We start from the raw sequence: 24,190 nt of genomic DNA, 5'->3' as shown, positions 1-24,190 counted from the left end.
TATCAGGTGCGCGCGGGGAGCTTGGCCGTCACGATCTGATTCCGGCCCGCGACCTTCACCTCGTAGAGGCAGTTGTCGGCGAGGTCGAGTACGGCGTCCGCGGAGTCGCCGACCGCGCCGAGCGCACAGCCCCCGCTCACGGTCACGCTGATGTCCTTCCCCGCGGCCTCGATGCTGTCGGACGCCATCGCGCCGCGGATCCGCTCGGCGAGTTCCAGGCCGCCGGCGAGGTCGGTGTGCGGCAGGATCACCAGAAACTCGTCCCCGCCCCACCGACCGGCGACGTCGCCGGCGCGTAGCTCCGCCTGGAGCCGGGCGGCGAACGCGCGCAGGACCAGGTCGCCGGTCGAGTGACCGTACGTGTCGTTGACGTGTTTGAAGTGGTCGATGTCGAGGAGCAACAGGCAGAGCGGCTCCTGATGGCGTTGCGCGTCGTTGCGCCGGCGCACCAGCTCATCGTCGAGATGTCTGCGGTTGTACAGCCCGGTCAGCCCGTCGGTGCGGCTCATCAGTTCGAGATCGGCGTTACGTTCCTCGAGTTGGTCCTGCAGTTTCTTGACGTTCGCGGCGGCTCCGACCCGCGCGAGCAGTTCGGCGCCGTGAAAGGGCTTCTTGAGGTAGTCGTGGGCACCGCCGCGCAGCCCCGCGAGGAGGTCTCGCATGTCGCTGCGACCGGTGAGGAACACGACCGGGATATTCCGCAGCCGGGCGTCGGCCTTGAGCTCGGACAGCACCTCGTATCCGTCGAGTCCGGGCATCTCGATGTCGAGCAGAACGACGTCCGGTGGGTCGAGGCGGCACTGCTCGAGCGTCGCGATTCCGTTGCCGGCTTCGCTGACGCGATAGTCCTTCTCCTCGAGCTGGGTCCGGACCACCGTCCGGATGACGAGGGAATCGTCGGCGATGAGCACATGTGCGATCGTCATAGTCGTCCTGCCAATGCGATGGGATCTGCCACGAGTACGGGGTGGCCTTCGGCGTCGAGAGTTCCGGAGATGAGCGGAGACTGTTGTCCGGGCGGTGCGGGTCGGATCAGATCGTCATCGACGCGCAGCAGGCCGGTGACCTTGTCGACGAGCAGACCGAAGGTCTTCTCGCCGGTGTCAACGACGAGGATCTGCATGCCCTTCGACTGCAACGCGGAGATCACGGTCAGCGGAGGATCGCCCGCGATGACGCCGACGACGTCCGGAACCGGATCGGGCAGCGCGATCACCGTCTCGGCAGTCCGTACCGCGCGGGTCACCTGCACCGGCAGGCAGTAGTCCTCGCCGGCCGCTTCGAAGCACACCATGGTCGTCATTTGCTGAGCGCCCGCTGTTTGAAGTCGAGCAGCCGGAGGAGCTCGGCCGTCGCATAGCCTTCGATCCCGTCGAGATCGTGGGACGGATTGGATTCGAGCAGGCGGCGGGAGGAGGCGTAGGCGCGTCGCGCAGAGCCGGGATCGCCGGCACCCTCGAGGGCCAACCCCAGGTGTAGCTGGGACATCGGATCGTCCGGTTCGAGGTAGGCGCACTTACGGAATGCCACGACGGCCGCGTCGTAGTCGTTCGCGGCAACGGCGGACTGGCCCGCCGCCGCCAGCAGGGCGGCCGCCGTACCCGTCTGCTCCGGCGCCTCCGATCGACTGCTGTCAGCCGTCGATGACCTCCGCTCCGGCGCGGTGGTCGGCTTGTCCCGGGCGACGCGCGGGACGGGGGCGCGGTGCGAACTCGCCACTACAGGTCGACGCCTCGGTGTGTTCGGTGCCGATACGGCGTCGGCCACAGGCGGCCGATACACGAAGGTATCCCCTGACGGGACGGCTTCGAAGCGGTCCGATACCTGCAGGAGAGTTTCACCGGCACCGACGAACAGGGAGGTCGTGGAGGGAAGGTTGTCGGCGAGCTGGTCGAGGAACGCACACACACGTTCGGGTGAGAGATAGATGAGGATGTTGCGGCAGAAGACGACCTGACAGGTGAGGATCTCGCTCGGTAGCGGATCGACAAGGTTGTATTGCCGGGTGCTGACCCGCGCCCTGATCGACGGGCTCATCTTCCACGCCTCGCCCGATCGCGTCAGGTGGTCGGCGATGCGCTGCGGTGACAGGCCCGCCAGCTCGCGACCGGTGTAGCGCGCGGCCGCCGTTCGCTGCAGTGCAGCGGTCGAGACGTCGGTCGCGATGACCCGGCCGTCGACACCCTGCTCCTCGAGCAGCATCGCCAGGCTGTAGGCCTCTTGACCGTTGGCGCAACCCACGCTCCAGATCGTCACCGGTGGCGAGAGCGCCGGGAGGACCTGCTCGGCAAGCACCTGGAAGTGTCGAGGGTGGCGGAAGAACGCCGACTCCTGCACGGTGATCCGATTGATCAGACCTTGCATCGCGTCCTGGTCGGTGATCAGAGTCGCGGCGTACGTCGTGAGATCCCCGCCGCGTGCGGCCACCTCGTCCCGGACGGCTCGGCCCAGCCGGCCGCGAAGTGTCGGGTCGGGGCGAAGCCCTATCGCCTCGGCCAGCAGCCCGGCCACCTGGTCGAGGGCGACCTCCGGTCCGTCCTGGCTCATGACAGCACCTCGCAGACAGCCTGCTGGATGGCGCCGGCGAGCTTGTCGAGCGGAAGCAGAGTGGTGACGGCGCCCAGCCGATTCGCGGCCTGCGGCATTCCGAACACGGCCGACGACGCCTCATCCTGGGCGAGGGTGGCTGCGCCCTGCCGATGCATGGCCAGCAGACCAGCAGCACCGTCCTCGCCCATGCCCGTCAACAGGACACCGATTCCCGCGGATCCGGCACCAGCAGCGACCGCCCGGAACAGCTCGTCCGCTGACGGGCGATGCACCGTCGCGGGGGCAGCCGCGAGCTCGAGACGGCCGTTGGCGCAGTAGTGGAGGTGGTGTTCCCCCGGCGCGAAGTAGACGCGCCCAGGGCGGGTGCTCTGCCGATGACGGGCAGTCTCGACCGGGAGCGGACATACGCGCGACATCCATTCCACGAGTCCGGTGATGAAGTCGGGATGCAGGTGCTGGACCACCAGCACCGGCGCGCGGAGGCCGCCGAGGCCCGCAAGGAGAACGGCCAGCGCATTGGGTCCGCCCGTGGACGCGGCGATCGCGACGACGGGCCGGCGTCCGGACGGATCGGCGTCGTGCCGTGTGCTGATCGCGCGACTGCCACGCGGATGGCGGATCACCGTGACCCGGCTGATCCTGCGTACCGTGCGCCTCAGGTCCGCGCCAAGCTCCGGCGTCCACCGGGGCGGGCGGGGAAGGGCCTCCAGAGCGCCGGCGACCAGGGCATCGACGGCGGATGGAGCCTGGTGGTCGTCGGCAGGTGCCGACAGGACCAGGATCGGCGTCGGACTACGGGCCATGATCTGCTCGATGACGTACTGGCTCTGACCGTCGGGCAGATGGAGGTCGAGGACGACGACACCGGGACGGAGCACCGCCACTTCCCGGATGGCATCGACCGAGGTCGTCGGTCGGCCTATGACGACGATGTCACCCTCGCCACACAGGGCGTCGACCAGCCGGCTCGGGCGCCCCCGTACATCCTGGACGACGACGGCGCGAACGGTGTGCGCACCCGCTCCGGCGGTCATGGGTGACTCCCGAGCAGCCGGTTTACGGCCGTCAGCAGGCTGGACTCGTCGAACCCGCTCTTGGTGATATATCCGTCCGCTCCGACGTCGAGTCCCCGTTGCCGGTCGACGTCACTCGACCTGGAGCTGAGAATCAGCACCGGAATATTGGCCAGCGCAGGACGGGCCCGAATCGCCTCGGTCAGCTCGAAGCCGTTCATGTTCGGCATTTCGATGTCGGTGAGCACCAGATCGGCGGGCGCCTGCGCCAGACTGGACAATGCCTGGGTTCCGTCCGTCGCCACCCGTACGTCGAAGCCGGCGCGTTCGAGGATGTTGCGTTGTAGCTCACGGATCGTGAGTGCGTCGTCGACGACCAGGACGCTGTGACGGTGCGCGATCGTCGGGTGGTGTTCGGGAGGTGCTGCGAACCCATTCCGTCGGGTCGCGTGGCGGGCTCGTTGGATGAGACCCGGCGGATCGAGTACGAGGAGCACCGAACCGTCCGGCTCGACGCTGGCCCCGGCCACCGACCTCAGGTGGGGTAGCAGCGGGTTCAGTGCTTTGATGACCACGTCGCGTTGACCGATCAGCCGATCGACGGCGAAAGCGTGTCCCCTGGTCGCGTCGGCCAGGACCACGACGGGTCCGGTCGTCACCTCGCTGACCATCCCGACCGTCTCTGCCAGGCCCTGCACGGGCACCGGCTGATCGTCGACCCACACCACCGGTCGCCCCTCGTTGTGCGTCAACTTGGCCGGCGCGTGCGCCTGGGACAACAACACGCGGTGGAACGGCAGCGCGAAGTTCTGCCCGCCCGCCTCGACGAGGAGACAGCGCAACACCGCGACGGTGATGGGTACGACGATTCTGAATTCAGTGCCCTCGCCTGGCGTGGACCGCACCTCGACGCGTCCGTGGGCGGCCTCGACGCTGGCCCGGACGGCATCGAGACCCACTCCCCGGCCCGAGACGTCCGTGACGAACTTGGCGGTGGACAAGCCCGGCGCGAAGGTCAGCTCGAGCAGTTCGTCGTCGGTCAGCCCGTCTGTGTCAACACCATTCTCACGCGCTTGTCGGCTCACGTCGTCGACGTCGATCCCCCGGCCGTCGTCGGCCACCGCAATGATCACCTCGGAACCGAGTTGCATCGCGTGCAGCCGAAGCGTCGCCTGCCGTGGCTTTCCGGCGGCCTCCCGCCCGTCCGGCGATTCGATCCCGTGGTCGACGGCGTTGCGTACCAGATGCATCAGGGAGTCCGACAGCTGCCGCAGGACGCCGCGGTCCAGTTCGGTCGTCATGCCTTCGGTCTCCCAGCGGACATCCTTGCCATGCGTGCGCGCCAGGTCGCGTACGGCGCGCTGCAGCTGATCGGTCACGGTGGAAACCGGCACCATCTGGGTGCGCATCGCACGGTCCTGCAGATCGGTGAGTGAGCGCGACAGCTCGTTGAACTCGGGGCAGGTGGCAGGGTCGATGCTGAACCGGTCTTCGAGCATCCGCCCGATCCGCAGATGCGCGGAGGCGCTCTCACCGACCAGTCGGGTGAGCTCTTCCAGGCGCTCGACCGGCACCATGATGACACCGCCGCCGTCGATCGCCGGTGCGGGTGGATCGGCCGCCGGTCCGGCGGGTGCCGGAGTCGGACGGACCGACGTGTGGGTCCGATCGACCCGCGCCGGCTTGCGAGGCGGTGGGCTGCCGGCCGGTGCGGACAAGGCGGCGCCGAGTTGGTCGACACCGCGCAGCAGCGTGTCGATCACCTCGGGGGTAACCGGCCGCTGATCCGACCGGAGTTCGTCGACCAGATCTTCCAGACGGTGCGCGATACCCGTGACCTCTTCCAGGCCGGCCACCGCTGACGACCCTTTGAGGGTGTGCATCTCGCGGAAGATTGCCCCCACCAGGTCCGGATCCTCGCCGGCCTGCTCGAGCTGCAACAGCAACCTGCCGAGCTCCGCGAGCCGGCCCTCGGCCTCCTGGACGAACAACGCGCGCAGCATGTCCGGATCGATCCCGGCCATCAGCCCGCTCCGACGGCCGGCGAGTCGGTGCGCAGCTCCGGTCCCATGATGCGTCCGGCCGTCAACAGGACCGCCGGATCGAGCAGTGCCGCCACCCGCTGATCGAGCCGGTAGAGGCCGCTCGTGCCCGGAAGCTCCGACGGCCCGACCGGCGTATCGAGCACGCCACGCTGCGGGAAGCCGGTGACGGCCAGTCCGATCGGACCCTGCGGACAGTTGACGACGACGGCGAACATGGCTGCCTGCACCACGCCGATCCCCAGAAGGGCGGCGGTGTCGAGCAGCGGAACGATCTGGCCCCGGAGATTGAACAGGCCCAGGACCAGCGCCGGCGCGGTGACCAGCGGGGTCAGGGCCGGAGTGGCGACCACCTCCCGCACCCAGTCGACGGGCAGGGCATAGAGGTCGCTTCCCACCGGCAGCACCAGTGCCTGCACGGCCGTCATCGGTGTCCGTTGCTCGCAGCAGTCGCGGTCGTCTCGAGGTTGCCGGCGAGATCGGTGAGGTTGCCGGCCGCGGCGGCTATCTGCTGGGCGGTCGCGGACACCTGCCTGCTGGCATCCGTGAGCTGCTCCATGGTCTCGACGACCTGGGCGGTCGCACTGCGTTGCTGCTGCGTGGTCAGCCGCACCTGCGCATTGGCGTCGGTGACCGCCTCCAGCAGGTGCAGGCCCTGCTGCATCTGCTTCGAACCCTTCTCCATCGCCATGACCGTGGCATTGGATTCGTTCTGGATGGCGGCGACGATCGTCGCGATGTCGCCGGCAGAGGCCTTGGAGCGCTCGGCCAGCCGGCGTACCTCGTCGGCCACGACCGCGAAGCCGAGACCGTTCTCGCCGGCCCGCGCCGCCTCGATCGCCGCGTTGAGAGCGAGCAGGTTGGTCTGGTCGGCGATGTCGTTGATCAGATCCAGCAGGGCGTCGATGTCGTCGACCCGGCCGGCCAGGGCGAGGGTCCGCTCACTGGAGAGGGAGATGTCGGCCTCGGCCCGTTCGAGGTTGTCGCGGGTCTCGCCGGTCTGCTGGGCGACGTCGTCGACCGTGTCCGCGATCGTGGCCGACGACCGCGCCAACTCCTCGGTGGTCGCCGTGGCCTGGGTCACCGTCGCGCTCTGCTCGGTCGTGGTGGCCGCCAACTCATCCGAGGAGGCCGACAGCTCCGCGGCCGCCGTATTCACCTCGACGCCGGCGCTCGAGACCTGCTCGATGAGCCGATGACAGTTGGCCACCATCGAGTTGAAGGACTCGCCCAGCAGCACGACTTCGCTGGAACCCGACGGGTCCACGCGGGCATTGAGGTCGCCCTCCGTCACCTTGCGCGCGACCTGGGTCAACCGCAGGATCGGCCGCGTCGTGCGCCACGCCACCAGGATCGACACAATCGTGATGAGGACAGCGCCGAGAACGACGATCAAAATCGCATGCTGGCGCTGGGTGGCGACCGGCGCGAGCAGCAGGCTGGCGGGCTCTTCGGCGATGAGCGTCCAATGCAGATTGTCGACGACGTCGAACCCGCCGATGACCTCCTTGCCGTGGGGGTCGGTGAACTGGGTGGCTCCCGGCTCCCCGGTGCTGGCTGCCTGTTGCGTCGCCGAGTTGTTGACCTTGGTGCTGAGCGATCCGCCCGCGAGCAGGGCGGCGTCGTCGCTCACCTTCCCGATGTCTCGGGTGCTGTAGATCAGGCGGTGCTGCGGGTCGACGGCGACGACGTTGCTTCCCTTGCCGAGTTCGGGATTGAGGAGCGTGGTGAGCACGGTCGGATCGAGGTCACCGATCACGACCCCCTGTTGACGGCCGTTGTTTCCGATGATGGGCTCGGTGATGATCCATTCGATGGAATCCCCGCGCCGTACGGGCGAGGTCACGACGGCGTGACCCGCGGCCGCGGCATGGAACCAGTCCTCCCCGGCGACGTCGACACTCGCGCCGGGCCGGCTCGACGAGAGGACCTTGCCCTCGAGATTGGTGATCTCGATCAACGAGTAATCCCCCGACGTGGAGTCAACCTTGCGCAGCGTCGACTCGGTCGTCGGGCCGCTCATGTGACCGGCTGCGGCCGCAGCGAGCACCGTCAGGCTCTGTCGCCGCTCCGCGAGCCAGTCCTCCGTCCGCAGTGCGACCGCCCGGGCGAGGCTTTCGCCTTTGCTCTGCGCCAGTGACGTGATGCTGTTCGATGCCGATGTGGTCAGCAGGACCGCGAGCACCACCATCAACGGCAACGACACCAGGAGCATCGCCGCCACCAGCCGGAAGGCGAAGCGTCGATGCCAGGTGCGCCACGACGAGGTGCTGGGTGAGGGCACGTCCGTACCGACCTTGCTCTGGTCTGCGGCGCTGATGCCCATCGCGGCGCTCCTGAGCTGCCGCGGGGAACTTCGGCCGCCGTCACGTCCGGCGGCGCTGCCGCCCACCGGCCAGTAATCGTTTGACTACTGAACGTAACTGTACCGAGATCTCGCGGCTCTCATGCGGCGATGCCCCACACACCCCGTGATCAAGAGGGGATTTCAGCACGAAACGCCGAAGGAATCCCCTCTTGATCACCGGGGTGGGGGAGGGCGGCGGGGACGGCGGCCGTCACCGTGACGCCGCAGGAGACCGCCTCGAGCGAAGCCGGAGAGCCGGAATCGTCACGTGGGTGATCGGGCCGATGGCGAGGGCGTAGACGACGGTGCCGACGCCGACGGAGCCGCCGAGCAGCCAGCCGAGCGCCAGCACGCTCACCTCGACTACCGTGCGCACCACCCGGAGCGAGACTCCCCGAGCGGCGATGCCGGTGCTCAGCCCGTCCCGCGGACCAGGCCCGAGCCCGGCACCGATATATGCGCCGGTGGCGATGCCGTTGAGTACGACGGCCCCGACCAGCGTGCCGATCTGCACGATCAGCGTGTGCGGCGCCGGCACGATCGCCATGGTCGCGTTGATGACCAGGCCGATCACGGCGACGTTGCAGACCGTCCCGAGCCCGACCCGCTGACGCAGCGGGAGCCAGCCGAGCAGGACCACCGCGCCCACGATGATCGCCCAGGTGCCGACCTGCAGACCGAAGGTCCGGGACAGGCCCTGGTGCAACACGTCCCACGGGTCGAGACCGAGGCCGGCCAGCACGAGCAATCCGTCGCTGACGCCGTAGAGGGTCAGACCGCCGAGGAGCAGCGCAAAACGGGTGGGCCGGCGGGTCGCGGGGACTGAGGCGAGCAGCAACACTCCCACACCGTGCACGCTTTGGCCTGGTGCGAACAGGGCCAAGTGAGAGACAATGGCCGGATGCTGGTGTCCCGGCTCGCCGAGCTACTCGACCCGTGGCTGGACAGCGGCCCGGCGTACGCCGCCGTGGCCGCCGGGCTGCGCGGCCTGGCGCTCGACGGCCGCCTGCCCGCCGGTGCGCGGGTGCCGTCGGAGCGGGAGCTCGCGGCCGCGTTGTCGGTGAGCCGTACGACGGTCAGCGCCGCTTACGACGTCCTGCGCGGTGAGGGTTATCTGCGCAGCGATCACGGCGCCGGCAGCCGGGTGGCCCTGCCGGCCGCCGTGCCGGTGCGACCGGACTCCGACCCCGCGGACCGCGCGGACGTCCTCGACCTGAGTGTCGCCGCGCTCCCGGCGCCGGCGCTGCTGGTGGACGCCGTCCAGGACGCCGCGGTCGCCCTCCGGCCGCTGCTGGCCGGCCACGGCCTGCATCCGCTCGGTGTTCCCGAGCTGCGTGCCGCGGTAGCCGACCACCTGTCCGGATGCGGGCTGCCCACCCGGACGGAGCAAGTGCTGGTCACCGGTGGTGCCCTGCACGGCTGGGACCTCCTGCTGCGGGTGCTCACCCGGCCGGGGACGCGGGTGCTGGTCGAGCAGCCGACCTACCCGGCGGTCCTCGACGCCGTGTCCGCACATCGGCTGCGTCCGGCGGCGATACCGGTGACCGCGCATGGCTGGGAAGCTCCCACCGCCTCGGCCGGGCTGGTGCACGTCACTCCCGACGCGCAGAACCCCACCGGATTCCTCGCCGATGCGGAGCAGCGCCGCCGACTCTTGACCGACGTCGGCGGATCCGCCGTGGTGGCGGCGGACGAGACGTTCGCCGATCTCGTCCTGGACGGCCGGCCGCCGCCCCGGCTCGGCGCGCTCGACCGCCGCGTCGTCACCCTCGGATCGATCAGCAAGGCCTTCTGGGCCGGACTGCGGATCGGGTGGATACGGGCGGAGCCCGAGCTGCTCGGCCGGCTCGCTCAGGCGCGGGCGGGCCAGGATCTGGCCAGCCCGGTCCTCGACCAGCTGGTCGCGGCGCAGCTGCTGCGCCGCGCCGACGAGGTCCTCCCCGCACGCCGGGCCCTGCTTCGTCGGTCACGGGATGCGCTCGTGCAGTCCCTTGCCCGCGAGCTGCCCGACTGGCGCTGCGCGATTCCCCGAGCCGGAATGGTGCTGTGGGTGGAGTTGCCCGAGCCGAGCGCGACCCGCCTCGCCGCCCGCGCCCTCGACGCCGGACTGCGCCTCACGCCGGGGCCGCGTTTCACCGTCGACGGTACGGCGGACCGCTGGTTCCGCCTGCCGTTCACCATGCCGCTCGACCGGATCGACGACGTCGTACGGATGCTGCGGGAGGCGTCGAGCATGTCGCGCCGCGCGACCCCCCGGGCGCCGTCGCGGTGGACCGCCTAGCCGTGTCGCGGTTTCGCCGCGGCTGATCTCACGTTTCGCCGCGCCGATGCGTTTTCCTCGTGACGGCAGCTCACACCAGGGAAGGTGCAGATCATGAACACCCGCCACGCGATCGTCGACACCGCGATCGGCGATCTGACCCTCGTCGCGACCGACGACGCCATCATCGGGCTTTACTTCGCGCACCACTGGACCAACCCTGACCGGGACGCCTTTGGGTCCCGGGTCGACGCCCACGACGACCTCCTGCTCGACACGGCGCGGATCCAGCTCGACGAGTACCTCGCCGGGGAGCGGACCTCGTTCGACCTGCCGACCACGGCGAACGGCGACGAGTTCCAACAGCGGGTCTGGGCGATGCTCGAACAGATTCCGTTCGGCGCGACCACGACCTATGGCGAGCTTGCCGAGCGGCTCGGCGACAAGACGCTGGCGCAGGCTGTAGGTCAGGCGGTCGGGCACAATCCGCTGTCCATCATCGTCCCGTGCCACCGGGTCGTCGGGAAGGACGGCAAGCTCACCGGCTACGCCGGCGGCCTATCGCGCAAGCAGTTCCTCCTCGAACTCGAGGAGCCGGCGACTGTGGCGGCGGCCAGGCTGTTCTGACCGTCGCCTTACCCGTCCCACTGACCGCACGGTGCGGCAGCCAACGCGGCTGAGCGGAACCGCGCCGAACCCCGGGACGGCGCATTCGTAAGCTGTCGCGGTGCTCGCCACCCTTATCGATGACCGACCGCGGTCCCGGCCCACCCGTAGCGCCGCCGTAGTCGGGGTGCTGATCGCCCTGGTCATTGGTTCCCTCGCCCTACTCTGGGCGAAGTGGGCGCCCTACCTCGCGAAGGCGGTGACCCTTTCCTCCAGCCACAAATGGTCTGGCACCGACATCCTGGCCACCGGCGGAGTTCATCCGGGAGATGCGCCGAGCTGGCACGCGGCAACGAGCTTCTTGGGCGTATACGGGCTCGCGATCTGGAAGGCACTCGTTGCTGCGGTGCTCATCAGCGCGGCGATCCAGGCCCTCGTCCCGCGTACCTGGCTGCGGCGCCTGCTGGGTCGCCGCCGACCCACCGGAGCGGCCGTGGTCGGCGGCCTGATGAGTACGCCGTCGATGATGTGCACCTGCTGCGCCGCTCCGGTGGCGTCGACGCTCCGGCGCGACGGCGTACCGACCGCGGCGGCGGTCGCCTACTGGCTCGGCAACCCGCTGCTGAATCCTGCAGTGATCGTCTTCCTGGCCTTCGTCGCTCCGTGGCAGTGGACAGTGACCCGGCTGGCGATCGGCGCGCTGCTCGTCGTGGTCGGCTCGACGGTCGTCGCGCGCATCGCCGATCGCGGCACGTCCGCCGACGCCGCGGCCCTACTGACCGCGGACGTCGAGGCTCCCGACGGCCAAGACTGGTGGGCGCAGTCGCCGGACCGCTTCGCCCGCGCACTCCTGCGGCTCGTGGTGACCGTGCTTCCGGAGTACCTCGTGATGGTGCTGCTGGTCGGCGCATTCCGCGGCTGGCTGTTCCCTCTCGGGAGCGACGCGCTGCATTCGGGCCTACTGGTCATCCTCGTGGCAGCCATCGTCGGCACGCTCGTCGTCATCCCGACCGCCGGTGAGATCCCGATCATCCAGGGGCTCGCGGTGGCCGGCCTGTCGATGGGCGCCGTCGGCGCCCTGCTCGTCACCCTGCCCGCGGTGAGCGTGCCGGGGATGACGATGGTGCTGCGGGCGTTCGGCTGGCGGGCAACCATCGCCACCGCGGGGGTGGTCGCCGTCGGCGGAGTGGCGGCAGGCGCTCTGCTCACCCTGCTCTGATGGTCAAGCCTGCGGAACCGTCGCCCCGCCAGCCGTAGCCCGGCGCTAGGCGTCGTGGTATTGCGATGATTCGTCGGACGAGCTGGAGGTGTCCGGGAAGGAGTGGTGCTCGTGCACCACGATCCAGCGGTCGCCGTCCTTGCGGAGCCCGAGGGTGAGTCGTAGCCGCTCATCGGGTCGACGCTCGAAGTCGGTGGGCGTTCCGCATCGCAGCAGCGCGTAGGCGAACGCGACGTCGGCGCCGGCCGTGACGTCCAAGGACTGGATCGAGAAGACCGCGCCGCTCGCCTGCCACTCGAAAAATCCCGGCCAGGTCTCCCGGTATGCCTCGATCCCCCGCACACCCTCGTTGGGGGGCGGCACGTCGAACATCACGATCTCGGAGTCGTGGTCGGCCAGTACAGTGGCCATGTCTCCGTCGTGGACGGCGATCGCCCAGCGTTCGATCAGGTCCCGGATCTGCTGCTCGTCGGTCATGTCGTCTCCTCATGTCGGGGTGTCATGGATGGAACCCGCGCCGACCGGCAAAATCATCGCGGAGGCCAGGATGGTCGGATGAGCCCGCCCGCCGACCTCCTCGACGCCGCGAGGTCCGGGGATTCCGACGCCTTCGAGCGGCTCGTCGGCCCATACCGGGCAGAGCTGGTGGCGCACTGCTACCGGATGCTGGGATCCCTGCACGACGCGGAGGACGCGGTGCAGGAATCGTTGGTCCGGGCCTGGCGCAGCCTCGGCGGGCTCGACCAGCGCGGGTTCGTCCGGGCGTGGCTCTACAAGATCGCGACCAACCGCTGCCTGACCGCCCTCGAGCGACGCGGCCGGCGCGAACTGCCGGTCGACGTCCTTCCGGGGACTCCTTCGACCGAGATCAGCTGGCTCGAGCCCTACCCCGACGCGTCGCCCGAGGCGCAGTACCTCGAGCGCGAGAGCGTCGAGCTCGCGTTCGTCGCTGCGCTGCAGCACCTGTCCGCGGGACAACGCGCGGCGCTGATCCTGCGTGACGTGCTCCGGTTTTCCGCAGCCGAGGTGGCGGACCTGCTCGACACCTCCACCGCCTCGGTGAACAGCGCGCTGCAGCGTGCGCGCAAGGTCGTCGACGCGCCCGACGTCAGCCAGCAGTCCGTGCTGCGCGATCTCGGCCCGGACGGTGTCGACGAGATCGTCACCCGCTGGTCGGACGCCTGGCACGCCGGCGATGTGAACGCCATCGTGACAATGCTCGCCGACGACGCGCGGTACTCGATGCCACCGCTGCCCGAGTGGTACGACGGTCCGGACGCCATCCGGGCGTTCCTGACAGATGGCCCGTTGCAGTCCCGGTGGCGGTTCCTGCCGACAACGGCCAACGGCCAGATCGCGTTCGGCACCTACCTGTGGGACGACGACGCGGACTCCTACCTGCCCGGCGGGCTCGACGTCCTCACGATCCGGGACGGTCGGGTGGCCGAGGTGACCGCATTCCTCTCCGCCGACCTCACCGCCTTCGGCCTGCCGGCGAAGCTCACAGCCACCTAAGCGGTCCACCCGAAAGGATATGGCATGAAGTTCGAGGCAACCGTCGAGCTCGGCGGCAAGACCGCCACCGGTGTCGAGGTCCCGGCCGACGTGGTGACCGCACTCGGACAGGGCAAGCGCCCGCCGGTCACGGTGACGATCAACGGGCACAGCTACCGGAGCACCATCGCGGTCATGGGCGGTCGGTCGATGCTGGGGGTCAGCGCGGAGAACCGGGAGCAGGCCGGTGTCGCGGCCGGCGACGTCGTCACCGTCGACGTCGAGCTCGACACCGCCCCGCGCGAGGTGGAGGTGCCGGCGGATCTGGCGGCCGCGTTGGCCGCCGACCCGGCCGCGCGCGAGCACTTCGAGTCCATCTCAAGAAGCAAGAAGCGTCAGCTCGTCGACCCGATCGGCCAGGCCAAGACGCCCGAGACGCGCGCGCGGCGGGTGGCCAAGGCGGTCGATGTGCTCAGCTCGCGGAGCATCTGAGCCGCTGGGGCGAGAAGTCGCCGGGCGTTCGTCCATTCTCTAGAGTGGACCGATGGTGAAGCTCAACGTCAATGGCCGCCCCCACGACGTTGACATGCAGGCGGGCAACTCATTGCTCGATCTGCTGCGCGAGGACCTCCGCCTGACCGGCGCGAAATACGGATGCGGCGAAGGAGTGTGTGGCGCCTGCACCGTGCTCGTCAACGGCGCCGCGACGCGCGCCTGCACCCTGGACCCCGCAGCACTCGACGACGACGATTCGATTACGACGATCGAGGGACTGTCCCGCGACGGGGAGCTACACCCAATCCAGGCGGCCTTCGTCGAGAAGAGAGCCTTCCAATGCGGGTACTGCACACCGGGAATGGTGCTAGTGGCGGCCGCCGTGCTGGATCGCGATCCGGCGCCGGACGACGACACGATCCGGTGCGCGCTCGAGGGCAACATCTGCCGGTGCGGCGGCTATCCACGAGTCCTGGAGGCGGTCCGGTCGGCGGCCGACGGCGCGGCCTCGGCGCAGGGCGTGACCGCGCCCGGCGGTACGTCGGAAGCAGGTACGGACGAAGCGCAGTGGACGCTCGTAATCCCCCCGACCACCGAGGCAGACGCCGGCCGCGACTGGGGTTGGTCCACACCGGGCGGCGCGCGTCTGGTGATCGACGGCCGGGGCCGGATCACCGCATTCACCGGAAAGGTCGACGCCGGACAGGGCAACCGGGCGTCGATCGCCCGAATGGTGGCCGGCGAACTGCGCACCTCCACGTCGATGGTCCACATCGCGATGGGGGACACCGCATCGTCGCCCTTCGACCGCGGCACGGTCGGCAGCCGCTCCACACCGGATGCCGGGCATGCCTTGCGGTTGCTCGCGGCCGCCGCACGGCACGAGCTGTGCGCGGAGGCGGCGCGGCGGTGGCACACCGCCCCCGACGCCGTGACCCCGCAGGATGGCGCTGTCGGTGACGGCTCCCGCAAGAGCGGCTACGGCGACATCGTCGCCGGCAACCCGCGGACGATCACCGTCGGCCACGACGATCCGTTGCCGACCGCGACACCCGCGCTCACCGACCTCGACGCGGATAGCCTGCGCACCAACCTGATCGCCGCCGTGACCGGGCGGAAGCGGTTCCCCTCCGACCTCACCCTCCCCGAAATGCTGCACGGCAGAGTGCTGCGCCCACCCGCATACGGCGCGACGCTGACGACCGTCGATACCACCGGCGTACGGCGGATACCGGACGCGGTGGTCGTCCGGGACGGCAACTTCCTCGCGGTCGCCGCCCCGACCCGGAGGGCCGCCGACGCGGCGCTGCAGGTGCTCCGCCCGATGTGGGATCTCACCGACCAGCCCGACGAGGGCGAGCTCGAAAGCTACCTGCGTGCGCATCCGCCGCAGCCCACCGCGCCCGCCGCATGCCGCGAGGTCGGAGACGTCGACACGGCCGGCGCCGACGGCGATCTGCGCCTCGCGGCGACCTACACCACCGCCTACGTGGCCCACGTCCCCATGGAGACGCGCGTCGCCCTGGCCCAGGTCAACTCCGGCGACGCCACCGTCTGGGTCGGCACCCAACGCCCGTTCGCAGTCCGGGAGACGGTTGCCGACGCTCTCGGTCTGCCCGAGGACAGCGTGCGGATCGTCGTACCGGATTTCGGCGGTGGATTCGGCGGCAAACACACCGCGGACGTCGCGGTCGAAGCCGCGCTCCTCGCCCGGGCCGCCCAGCGACCGGTCCGCCTGTCATGGACCCGCGAGGAAGAGCTCACCTGGGCCTATTTCCGGCCGGCGGCCGTGATCGACGTACGCAGCGCCACCAGCGTGGACGGTCGCCTCGAGAGCTGGGAATTCAGAAACGTCAACAGCGGCGCGGCCGGACTCTTCACGCCGTACGACGTGCGGCACCGGCGAGAACGCTTCCAGCCCGCCGACTCACCGCTGCCCCAGGGCTCCTACCGGGCCCTGGCGGCGACCGCGAACAACTTCGCCCGCGAATCTCACCTCGACGAGATCGCCGTCGAACTCGACCTCGACCCGCTCGACCTGCGACTTCGCCACCTGCACGACACCCGCCTCAAGGACACGTTGACGGCGGTCACGGAACGCATCGGCTGGCCGCCGCCGGCGGGCCGGGACGGGTGCGGCACCGGCATCGCCTGCGGCATCGAGAAGGACGGCCGGGTCGCCACAGCCGCGGAGGTCGTCGTCGACGCCGACGGCATGCTGCGCGTGCTCCGCATCGTCACTGCCTTCGACTGCGGCGCTGTCGTCGATCCTCAGGGCCTACGAAACCAGGTCACCGGCGCCACCATCATGGGGCTCGGCGGTGCTCTGTTCGAGGCGATCCATTTCGAGGGCGGGCGGATCCAGAACGCGTCCCTCGCCGACTACCGGGTGCCGCGGTTTTCCGACCTGCCGACGATCGAGGTCGTCATCGTCGACCGTCCGGACCAGCCCTCCGCCGGCGCCGGTGAGGCCCCGATCATCACCGTCGCACCCGCAATCGCCAATGCCGTCTATCGCGCCACGGGCCGGCGCATTCGCCAGCTGCCGATGCTTCCGGGCCTCAACGCATCCGCCTCACGCTGAGTCGCCGGCGAGGACCTGCGCGAGTGCGTATGACGCCTGGCGGATCATCCCGGGATTGGTGTCCCAGTAGTACGCCAGCCCCGTCACAGCTTGGAAGAGCGCCCAGCCACGGCCCCGGACCCAGGACGCGTCGTCGACCCCGAGTTCGGCCCGGAACGTCGTACGACTGACACCGTCGAAGTCGTTCCACGCCGGCTGCAGGTCACACGCGGGATCGCCAACATTGAGGCCGCCGAAGTCGATGACCGCTGACAACCGGCCGTCGACGACGAGGAGGTTGCCCGGCAACAGATCACCGTGCACCCAGACCTCCGCACCCTTCCACGGCGCGGCGTCGAGCGATTCCTGCCACAGCCCCAGGATGCGGTCACCATCGATTCGGTCGCCGAGTTCGGCCACCGCTCGCCGGACGTGGTCGTCGCGTTCGGTGAGTGGGCCGCCTCGGCCGTACGGGGGGCGCCGGTGCGCGCCGGCCTTATCGACCCCACGTAAGGCGATCACGAATGCGGCAAGGTCGACGGCCGCCTGCTCAGGGTCGATCGTGCGGACGGTCGTCTCGCCCGGCAACCACTCGTACACCGACCAGTCGAACGGATAGCCCTCGGCCGGCCGTCCCATCGCGAGTTGCGTGGGGATGGCGAGCGGAAGGTGTGGGGCGAGCTTCGGCAACCATTCCGCCTCCAGGGCCGCCTGCCTGGTGGCCGACTCGATTCGAGGCAATCGGGCCGCAAGATGATCGCCCAACCGATAGATGTCGTGATCGGTACCGGAGGACGCGACCCGGTCGATCGGCAGCCGGGCCCACTGCGGGAACTGTCCCGCCAGAAGACGTCGCACGAGTGCGTCGTCCGTTTCGGCCTGGTCGGCGTGCATCTTTGCTTCCATCGAGGCTCATCGTCGAGGACCGCGGCCGACCCCGACAACCGGGTTTATTCAGACCGTCGAACGGTTAGCCAAGGCGCTGACCTGACGTCAGCCAGATGATCGCGTCGGCCCGGCCTTTCTCGCTCGGAAGCGGACGCCGTACTCGTTCGTATCGACGTGCACGTCGACGTAGCCCGCCTGTTCGAGTCGAGTGCCGAAGGTCTGCGGATCGACCGGAAGGCATACGTCGTCCACGTGCAGATCGCGGAAGTCGGGACTGTCGAGGCTGTCGGTGCCGGCCAGGGTCCCGCCCGGACGGAGGACCCGATGCACCTCGGCGAGCAGAGCGTTCTGCCGATCGGCGGTCGGCACGTGGTGAAGCATGGTGAGGCACGTCGCGCCGCTGAACCGGTCGGCCGGCAAGCCCGTCGCACGCGCGTCCGCATGGACGACGGTCACGTTCGTTCCCGCCAGTCGAGCGGCAAGCTGCGCAGCAAGGTCGGCGTCGATCTCCACCGCGGTCAGCGTCGCGAATCGGGTGCGCAGGACGTCGGTGGTCAACCCGGGCCCCGGTCCGACTTCGAGCACGTCGTCGCCGAGATCGACCGATTCGAGCGCCCACGGAATGATCCAGCGCTGCACCGCGTCGGCCCACTCTGCGCTGGCGCACAGCGCCAGATGCGTCTCGTTCATCGACTGATCTTGTCCCCACAAGCACGGTCACATCACTGAAGGGTGCGACCGCGGACCAGAATGACTGAAAGTCCCCGGGGGCCGGGCAGGGAGAGGTGCGCAGGTGAGCGAGCGGGAAACGAGCGAGGTGGAGCCGCTGGATGACCCGCAGGTCAGTGCCTACCTCGCGCGCATCGGCGCTTCGAACCTGCCCGAAGATGGCGCAGCCACGCTCCGGGACTTGCAACGTCGCCACCTGCAGACCACGCCGTTCGAAAACCTGACCATCCATCTCGGCGAGCCGATCTCGCTCTCGGTGGGAGACCTGTTCGACAAGATCGTCACCGGACGACGGGGCGGATTCTGTTACGAGCTCAACGGCCTGCTCGCCTCGCTACTGACCTCCCTCGGCTTCGGGGTGACGCTGCTCGGTGGCGGCGTGTACGGACCACGCGGTCTCGGCCCGCCGTTCGACCACCTGGCCCTGCTGGTGGACGGCTGGCTCGTCGACGTGGGATTCGGCCGCCACAGCGCCTACCCGCTTCGGCTGGAGTCGGGCGTCGAGCAGCCCGATCCGTGCGGCACATTCACCGTGAACACACTGCCCGGTGGCGACATCGACGTGTCGCGCGACGGCGCCCCGCAGTATCGCCTCGAAAGCCGCCCGCGCACGTTGCCCGACTTCGGGCCGACCTGCTGGTGGCAGCAGACTCGACCCGGGTCGCACTTCCGCAAATCGCCCGTCTGCTCGCGGCTCACCACGACGTTCGGCTTGATCACGCTGGCCGACCACACCCTGATCAGCAGCGACGGCGGAGATCGGAAAGAGACCGTGCTGGTCGACGACGAGGAACTGCTGGCGGCCTACCGCGACCACTTCGGGATCGTGCTCGATCGTCCGCCCGTGCCTTTGGACGGCTGACTAAGGGTTGCCCGCGGCGAAAGTCGGTCGGCCAGACTTCGGTGGCGGGAATACGATCTGGCGATGCCGAGCTATGAGCCGCTCGATATTGCGTCAGTCTGTAACGCCGGGCTGGATGTCCTCGGCGCCGCCGACACCGATCCAGCATTGGGTCGGGTGGAGTTACGCGGTCTGCCCTTCCTGATCGGTCCGGAGCAACCGTCGAAGGACAGCTGTTTCGTCGCGCCCCGCTCCCCTGTGTCGGTCGACGTCGGTCGGTCGGCCCGCCGGGTGATCGTCGCGCACCGCCTACTCGAGCCGGCCGGTCCCGCGGGTCACGGGGTCGGCGAGACGGTGGCCCACTACTCCTTCCACCTTGCCGGCGGTCGCGTCGTGACCGTGCCCATCCGGGAACGGTTCGAGATCCAGGTCGTCCCCCCGGAGTGGGGGCGCGACCCGTTCCTCGCCGTCAGCGACACCCTCGACAGCAATGCCCCCCGCTTCGAGGGCAGCTGGAGCGAGGCCGGGTTTCGTCTCACCGAGCACGACAAGGGCCGGCCGGCGGCGTACTACCTGTGGTGCTGGGAGAATCCCGAGCCCGACATCCCGATCGAGCGCATCGAGCTGATCCCTGAGGGCTCGCCGTTCCTCGTCGCGGGCATCACGCTCGGTCACCTCGAGGAGCATCCGTTCGTGCGGACGCCGGGCCGTCCGGTGCTCCTGACGGTGACCGATCCGGAGGGCGCGGACCAAAGCGGAGCACTCGACGTCACCGTCGACCGTGGCGTCGCGACCTATCCGCAGCGGCTACCCGGCGACGACGACCGGCCCGGATGGGGCGCGGCCGTCGGCGAGCCGGGCACCAGTCCCGCCTACACCTCCATCGCGGCCGTCCCGTCCGCCACGGTCGTCGTACGCCGGGAAGGACAGCAGCTCGGGCAGGCGCAGTGGGAAGAGGTGCAGCGCGAGGGCCGGATCGACGACGGCCGGGTGCGCTTCGAGGTCGCCGAGAGCGGCCGCAACTGGGTGCACGTCACCGTGCTCGACGACGCGACCGGCCGCCCGGTGCCGTGCCGGGTGCACTTCCGCTCCCCCGCCGGCGTCCCCTACCAGCCGCACGGCCACCACAACCACGTCGCCTCCAACCTCGGAACCTGGCATTACGACGTCGGCGGCGACGTCCGGCTCGGACAGCAGACCTACGCCTACATCGACGGCACCTGCCAGGGATGGCTGCCGAGAGGCGACGTTCTCGTCGACGTGGCCCGCGGCTTCGAATACGAACCGCTCCGGCAGACCGTACGGATCGAGCCCGGTCAGCGGGAGCTGACGCTGCGGATCGCCCGGATGACCGACCTGGCCGCGGCCGGCTGGTGGTCGGGCGACTCCCACGTCCACTTCCTGTCCACGCCCGGCGCGCAGCTCGAGCAGCTGGGCGAGGACCTGCGCGTGGTGAACCTCCTCCAGTCACAGTGGGGCGCGCTCTTCACCAATACCGAGGACTTCACCGGACGCCCGACCGTGGTCGACGGCGGCGGCTACTTCACCTATGTCGGCCAGGAGAACCGCCAGCACGCCCTCGGGCACCTCATCCTGTGGGGTCTGAAGGAGCCCGTCATGCCGTGGTGCACCGACGGGCCGGACGAGGGAGAGCTCGGCGGTGCGCTGGATGCGACGCTCAGCGACTGGGCCGACCGTGCGCACGGGCAGGGTGGCACCGTCGTCGCCGCGCACTTCCCCAACCCCAACGGTGAACCCGCCGTACTCGTCGCCACCGGGCGGGCCGATGCGGTCGAGATGCTCGCGCAGTCCGACAATGCCCTGCTCGAGTACTACCGCTACCTCAACTGCGGTTACCGGCTACCGCTCGTCGGCGGCACCGACAAGATGTCCAGCGAGGTCCCGGTCGGCCTCTACCGCACCTACGCCCGGCTCGACGGCGACGAGTCCTACGACGGCTGGTGTCGCGCGGTGCGGGCGGGCCGGACCTTCCTGTCCGGCGGCCCACTGCTCACGCTCACCGTCGACGGACGGGAAGCCGGTGACACGGTCGAGCTGACCGGGCCGGGCACAGTCACCGTCGACGCCGCGGTCACCAGCGTCTTCCCGCTGCGCTCCCTGGAACTCGTGTGCAACGGCGAGGTGATCGCCGCGGCCAGGACCGACGGCGGCCGGAGCCTGTCCCTCTCCGAGCAGGTCCGGGTCGACGGGCACTCCTGGATCGCGTGCCGCGCGTACGGCGTCGACAACCATCTCGACGAGTGGGGTCGGCGAGTGTTCGCCCACACCTCCCCGGTGTACGTCGCGTGCGGCGGCGAATGGGGAATGGCCGACCCCCAGGGCCTGCACTACATCCGGACGCTGGTCGAGGGGACCCGTGACTACGTCCGGCACACCGCCCCTCTCCGGGACGACCGCCTCACGACGCACCACCACGGAGAGGCCAACCATCTCGACTGGCTCGAGCGCCCGTTCGGCGAAGCCCTCGACGCGCTCGCGGCCCGGGCCCGCGACCTGCGTTAGACGTTGCCGGCCGGCGTCCGGTCGTCGGCGCGGAAGGTGGGGTTGGACGACCCCGGGTCCACTTCCTCGAACCGGGTCGCCGCCCGCCGTGCGGTGCCCCGGGCCCATCGTCCGGTGCTGAGCAACCCCAGCACCAGGATGCCGACGCCGAGCCCGAGCAGGAGCCACCACACGGTGTGCTCGGCGCTGGTGTACGCCGTCCCCCCGCGGACAACGGCCGAGCCCACGATCGTGCCGGAGATCGCGACGCCCAGACTGGTGCCGGTCTGCCGTCCGGTCGAGGCCAACGAGCCGGCCACCCCGGCCATCGAGGTGGGCATTCCGGAGACCGCCGAGTTGGTGATCGGCGCGTTGACCGTGCCCAGGAAGATGCCGAACAGCCCGTAGATCGCGAGCACGGCCGGCAGCGGCGTCGTCGGTGCGAGCCAGAGCGACGCGCCACCGCCCAGGGCCAGTGCGGCTCCGGCGAGCACCAGCGGCAGTCGAGGGCCGCAGGCTCCGACCAGTCGGCCGGCGAGCGGAGCGAGAACGAGGATCAGGATCCCGACCGGGAGCAGGCACAGTCCGGCGCTCATCGCCGACAAGCCGCGTACGTTCTGCAGGTACTGGGTGGTCACGAACAGGAACGCGCCGAACCCGCAGAAGGCGAACAGCGCCAACAGGATCGCCGAACTGAACGGCACGCTGCGGAACAAGCGCAACTCCAGCAGCGGGTCGACCCGCCGTGGCTCGTAGCCGAGGATGCCCACCCCGGCGGCCACGGCGACGGCGAGCAGGCCGAGCATGACCGGCGAGGTCCAGCCCAACCGGGTGGACTCGATGATCGCGTAGACGACGCTGCCCAGCATCAGGATGACCAGGGCCTGGCCCACCGGGTCGAACCGACGCGCCCGGGCGGCGCGGGATTCGGGCACGAACAGTGCCGTGCACACGATGGCGGCGGCCGCGATCGGCACGTTGACCCAGAAGATGGAACGCCAGCCGAAGCTGTCGACCAGGGCGCCGCCCAGGATCGGACCCAGCGCCAGCGCGAGGCCGGATATCGACCCGAACACGCCGATGGCTCGGGCCCGCTCAGTCCGGTCCGGGAAGGTGGTGACGACGATCGCCAACGCCACCGGGTTGAGCATCGTCCCACCGACGGCCTGCAGCGCACGCGCCGCGATGAGCCAGCCGATGCTCGGGGCCAGGCTGCACACCAGAGAGCCCACCCCGAAGAGGGCGAGACCCACCTGGAAGATCCGCCGACGGCCGACTCGATCGGCGGTGGATCCGGCCAGCAGCAGGAAGCTGGCCAGCATCAGGGTGTAGGCGTCGATCGTCCACTGCAGGCCCGACACCGAGGCGTGCAGGTCGGCGCGGATCGCGGGCAACGCGACGTTGACGATGGAGATGTCCATCACCACGACGAGCATGCTGGCGCAGCAGATGGCGAGGACCAGGAATCGGCGGCGTCGGCTGGGTCCCATGGTCTGACCCTAAAATTTAGAGCATGGTCGAAGTCAACCGACAGCCAGCCACCACCTGGACGGGCGGCACCGGCTAGCGCGCTCTCGGCGGGGCTCGGGGCGATGTCGTCCGGCGTGGGCCAAGTAGCTGCAGCGCCCCCGGGTTCATGATCGTGATCGGATTTGCACGGCGTTTCGCGGCTTTATCCGATCACGATCATGTGGGCGGCGGGGCAGCGCTGGGCTGGCGGTGACGAGGCTCTTTCAGTGAACCGCGCCACGGTGGAAGTCCGCGTTCCCCGTCCGGAGAGCGTGTTCTAGGCTCGTCCACAACCCCGCGATCGAGCGATCGCGCCGACGGAGATTCGGCCTGGAGGATCTGACCATGCTCACTGCCGCTGAGCAGCGCGCGTACCGCAAGAACGGCTACGTTCTGGTGAAGGGGCTGCTGTCCAAGCGCGAGGCCGCCGAAATGCGGGCCGAGGCGCACGCCGTGTTGGAGCGCCGGAAGGAACAGCCCGACGCGACCTGGGCGTCCGGCCGCGAGGCTGCGGGCACGATGGTGAAGACCTCGCTGCAGCACCTCCACGACACGCAGTTCTATTCGGCCGCCTTCAGCCGGCTGCTCACCGACCCGCGGTTCGTCGACATCGCCGCGCAGGTCCTCGGCTCCGAGGACGTGCAGCTGCACCACACCAAGCTCTTCGTCAAGCCGCCGGAGAAGGGCTCGCCCTTCCCGATGCACCAGGACCATCCGTTCTTCCCGCACAAATACGGGCGGATGGCCGCCGCGATCTTCCACTTCGACGATGCCCCCGACACGAAGGGCTGCGTGCGCGTCGTACCGGGGAGCCACAAGAACGGCCCGCTACGGCACGATCCCGCCGGCAGCTACCACCTGCCGATCGACGAGTGGCCGCTGGACTCGGCGATACCGCTCGAGGCCGAGGCCGGTGACGTGCTGTTCTTCACCTACCTCACGGTGCACGGCTCCGGCATCAACACCAGTGACGAGGCACGGACCACCTGGCTGGTGCAGTTCCGCGACCCGGCCGACCCGCCGCTGAACGACTCGCACCGCTTCTCCCAGGGTCAGGGCATGATCCTGCGAGGCGTCAGGCATGAGGATCCTGACATCGACGAGCGGGGGATCGCGCTGGGCGCCGCACCGG

At 69.6% G+C, this 24,190-nt stretch carries 21 protein-coding genes; 9 read left to right on the top strand and 12 right to left on the bottom strand.

Annotated features, from left to right (window positions below; translation table 11 throughout):
• Positions 1-2: 2 nt before the first annotated feature.
• The 8 genes from VGH85_16955 to VGH85_16920 form a co-directional block, all read right to left on the bottom strand.
• Positions 3-926 carry a diguanylate cyclase gene (locus tag VGH85_16955; protein HEY2175498.1) on the bottom strand — a complete coding sequence of 308 codons (924 nt, stop codon included), beginning with the start codon at positions 924-926 and terminating at the stop codon, positions 3-5.
• On the bottom strand, positions 923-1,303 hold the full coding sequence (locus VGH85_16950) for a chemotaxis protein CheW (protein ID HEY2175497.1): 381 nt from the start codon (positions 1,301-1,303) through the stop codon (positions 923-925). The genes VGH85_16955 and VGH85_16950 overlap by 4 nt, the downstream gene beginning before the upstream one ends.
• Positions 1,300-2,547, bottom strand: coding sequence for a CheR family methyltransferase (locus VGH85_16945; protein ID HEY2175496.1), 1,248 nt, complete (start codon positions 2,545-2,547; stop codon positions 1,300-1,302). Before VGH85_16945 ends, VGH85_16950 begins: the two co-directional genes overlap by 4 nt.
• Positions 2,544-3,584 carry a chemotaxis protein CheB gene (locus VGH85_16940; protein ID HEY2175495.1) on the bottom strand — a complete coding sequence of 347 codons (1,041 nt, stop codon included), beginning with the start codon at positions 3,582-3,584 and terminating at the stop codon, positions 2,544-2,546. Before VGH85_16940 ends, VGH85_16945 begins: the two co-directional genes overlap by 4 nt.
• Positions 3,581-5,587, bottom strand: coding sequence for a response regulator (locus VGH85_16935; protein ID HEY2175494.1), 2,007 nt, complete (start codon positions 5,585-5,587; stop codon positions 3,581-3,583). The genes VGH85_16940 and VGH85_16935 overlap by 4 nt, the downstream gene beginning before the upstream one ends.
• Positions 5,587-6,033 carry a chemotaxis protein CheW gene (locus VGH85_16930; GenBank protein ID HEY2175493.1) on the bottom strand — a complete coding sequence of 149 codons (447 nt, stop codon included), beginning with the start codon at positions 6,031-6,033 and terminating at the stop codon, positions 5,587-5,589. The genes VGH85_16935 and VGH85_16930 overlap by 1 nt, the downstream gene beginning before the upstream one ends.
• Positions 6,030-7,931, bottom strand: coding sequence for a methyl-accepting chemotaxis protein (locus VGH85_16925; GenBank protein HEY2175492.1), 1,902 nt, complete (start codon positions 7,929-7,931; stop codon positions 6,030-6,032). The genes VGH85_16930 and VGH85_16925 overlap by 4 nt, the downstream gene beginning before the upstream one ends.
• A gap of 232 nt (positions 7,932-8,163) precedes the next feature.
• On the bottom strand, positions 8,164-8,799 hold the full coding sequence (locus VGH85_16920; protein HEY2175491.1) for a hypothetical protein: 636 nt from the start codon (positions 8,797-8,799) through the stop codon (positions 8,164-8,166).
• A 54-nt stretch (positions 8,800-8,853) separates the two neighbouring features.
• Between VGH85_16920 and VGH85_16915 the strand changes: the two genes are divergently transcribed.
• The 3 genes from VGH85_16915 to VGH85_16905 all read left to right on the top strand — a co-directional run bounded on the left by VGH85_16915 (position 8,854) and on the right by VGH85_16905 (position 12,037).
• Positions 8,854-10,233, top strand: a complete 1,380-nt coding sequence (locus tag VGH85_16915) for a PLP-dependent aminotransferase family protein (protein HEY2175490.1) — start codon at positions 8,854-8,856, stop codon at positions 10,231-10,233.
• Positions 10,234-10,326: 93 nt separating this feature from the next.
• Positions 10,327-10,839, top strand: coding sequence for a methylated-DNA--[protein]-cysteine S-methyltransferase (locus VGH85_16910; GenBank protein HEY2175489.1), 513 nt, complete (start codon positions 10,327-10,329; stop codon positions 10,837-10,839).
• 100 nt (positions 10,840-10,939) lie between these two features.
• Positions 10,940-12,037: a permease gene (locus VGH85_16905; protein ID HEY2175488.1), complete on the top strand. Its 1,098-nt coding sequence runs from the start codon at positions 10,940-10,942 to the stop codon at positions 12,035-12,037.
• Positions 12,038-12,082: 45 nt separating this feature from the next.
• Here the strand turns inward: VGH85_16905 and VGH85_16900 are convergent, their stop codons facing one another.
• Positions 12,083-12,514, bottom strand: a complete 432-nt coding sequence (locus VGH85_16900; GenBank protein ID HEY2175487.1) for a nuclear transport factor 2 family protein — start codon at positions 12,512-12,514, stop codon at positions 12,083-12,085.
• A gap of 78 nt (positions 12,515-12,592) precedes the next feature.
• Between VGH85_16900 and VGH85_16895 the strand changes: the two genes are divergently transcribed.
• Genes VGH85_16895 through VGH85_16885 form a run of 3 tightly spaced genes read left to right on the top strand, consistent with a single transcriptional unit; the run spans position 12,593 to position 16,610 of the window.
• Positions 12,593-13,552: a sigma-70 family RNA polymerase sigma factor gene (locus tag VGH85_16895; GenBank protein ID HEY2175486.1), complete on the top strand. Its 960-nt coding sequence runs from the start codon at positions 12,593-12,595 to the stop codon at positions 13,550-13,552.
• Positions 13,553-13,576: 24 nt separating this feature from the next.
• Positions 13,577-14,023 carry a YdeI/OmpD-associated family protein gene (locus VGH85_16890; GenBank protein HEY2175485.1) on the top strand — a complete coding sequence of 149 codons (447 nt, stop codon included), beginning with the start codon at positions 13,577-13,579 and terminating at the stop codon, positions 14,021-14,023.
• 52 nt (positions 14,024-14,075) lie between these two features.
• On the top strand, positions 14,076-16,610 hold the full coding sequence (locus tag VGH85_16885) for a molybdopterin cofactor-binding domain-containing protein (GenBank protein ID HEY2175484.1): 2,535 nt from the start codon (positions 14,076-14,078) through the stop codon (positions 16,608-16,610).
• On the opposite strand, the gene VGH85_16880 is transcribed toward VGH85_16885, so the two are convergent.
• Both VGH85_16880 and VGH85_16875 read right to left on the bottom strand, forming a co-directional pair.
• Positions 16,602-17,495 (bottom strand): aminoglycoside phosphotransferase family protein, encoded by an 894-nt coding sequence (locus VGH85_16880; GenBank protein HEY2175483.1) that lies wholly within the window; start codon positions 17,493-17,495, stop codon positions 16,602-16,604. The genes VGH85_16885 and VGH85_16880 overlap by 9 nt on opposite strands.
• An 87-nt stretch (positions 17,496-17,582) precedes the next feature.
• Positions 17,583-18,167 (bottom strand): class I SAM-dependent methyltransferase, encoded by a 585-nt coding sequence (locus VGH85_16875; GenBank protein HEY2175482.1) that lies wholly within the window; start codon positions 18,165-18,167, stop codon positions 17,583-17,585.
• A gap of 103 nt (positions 18,168-18,270) precedes the next feature.
• On the opposite strand from VGH85_16875, the gene VGH85_16870 reads away from it, so the two are divergent.
• Together VGH85_16870 and VGH85_16865 are read left to right on the top strand one after the other, a co-directional pair.
• A complete protein-coding gene (locus VGH85_16870) occupies positions 18,271-19,068 on the top strand; it encodes an arylamine N-acetyltransferase (protein ID HEY2175481.1) in 798 nt (265 codons plus the stop codon).
• 63 nt (positions 19,069-19,131) lie between these two features.
• Positions 19,132-21,570 carry a CehA/McbA family metallohydrolase gene (locus VGH85_16865; GenBank protein ID HEY2175480.1) on the top strand — a complete coding sequence of 813 codons (2,439 nt, stop codon included), beginning with the start codon at positions 19,132-19,134 and terminating at the stop codon, positions 21,568-21,570.
• Here VGH85_16865 and VGH85_16860 read toward each other — a convergent pair.
• Positions 21,567-23,039, bottom strand: coding sequence for an MFS transporter (locus VGH85_16860; protein HEY2175479.1), 1,473 nt, complete (start codon positions 23,037-23,039; stop codon positions 21,567-21,569). The two genes, VGH85_16865 and VGH85_16860, sit on opposite strands and share 4 nt — an antisense overlap.
• Positions 23,040-23,403: 364 nt before the next feature.
• On the opposite strand from VGH85_16860, the gene VGH85_16855 reads away from it, so the two are divergent.
• A partial coding sequence (locus VGH85_16855; GenBank protein HEY2175478.1) for a phytanoyl-CoA dioxygenase family protein occupies positions 23,404-24,190 on the top strand: 787 nt, incomplete at its 3' end.

It is taken from the genome of Mycobacteriales bacterium (genome assembly GCA_036497565.1).
Taxonomy (GTDB): Bacteria; Actinomycetota; Actinomycetes; order Mycobacteriales; family QHCD01; genus DASXJE01.
Note: the sequence above shows the minus strand (reverse complement) of the source record. Positions and strands in the feature narration are given on the sequence as shown.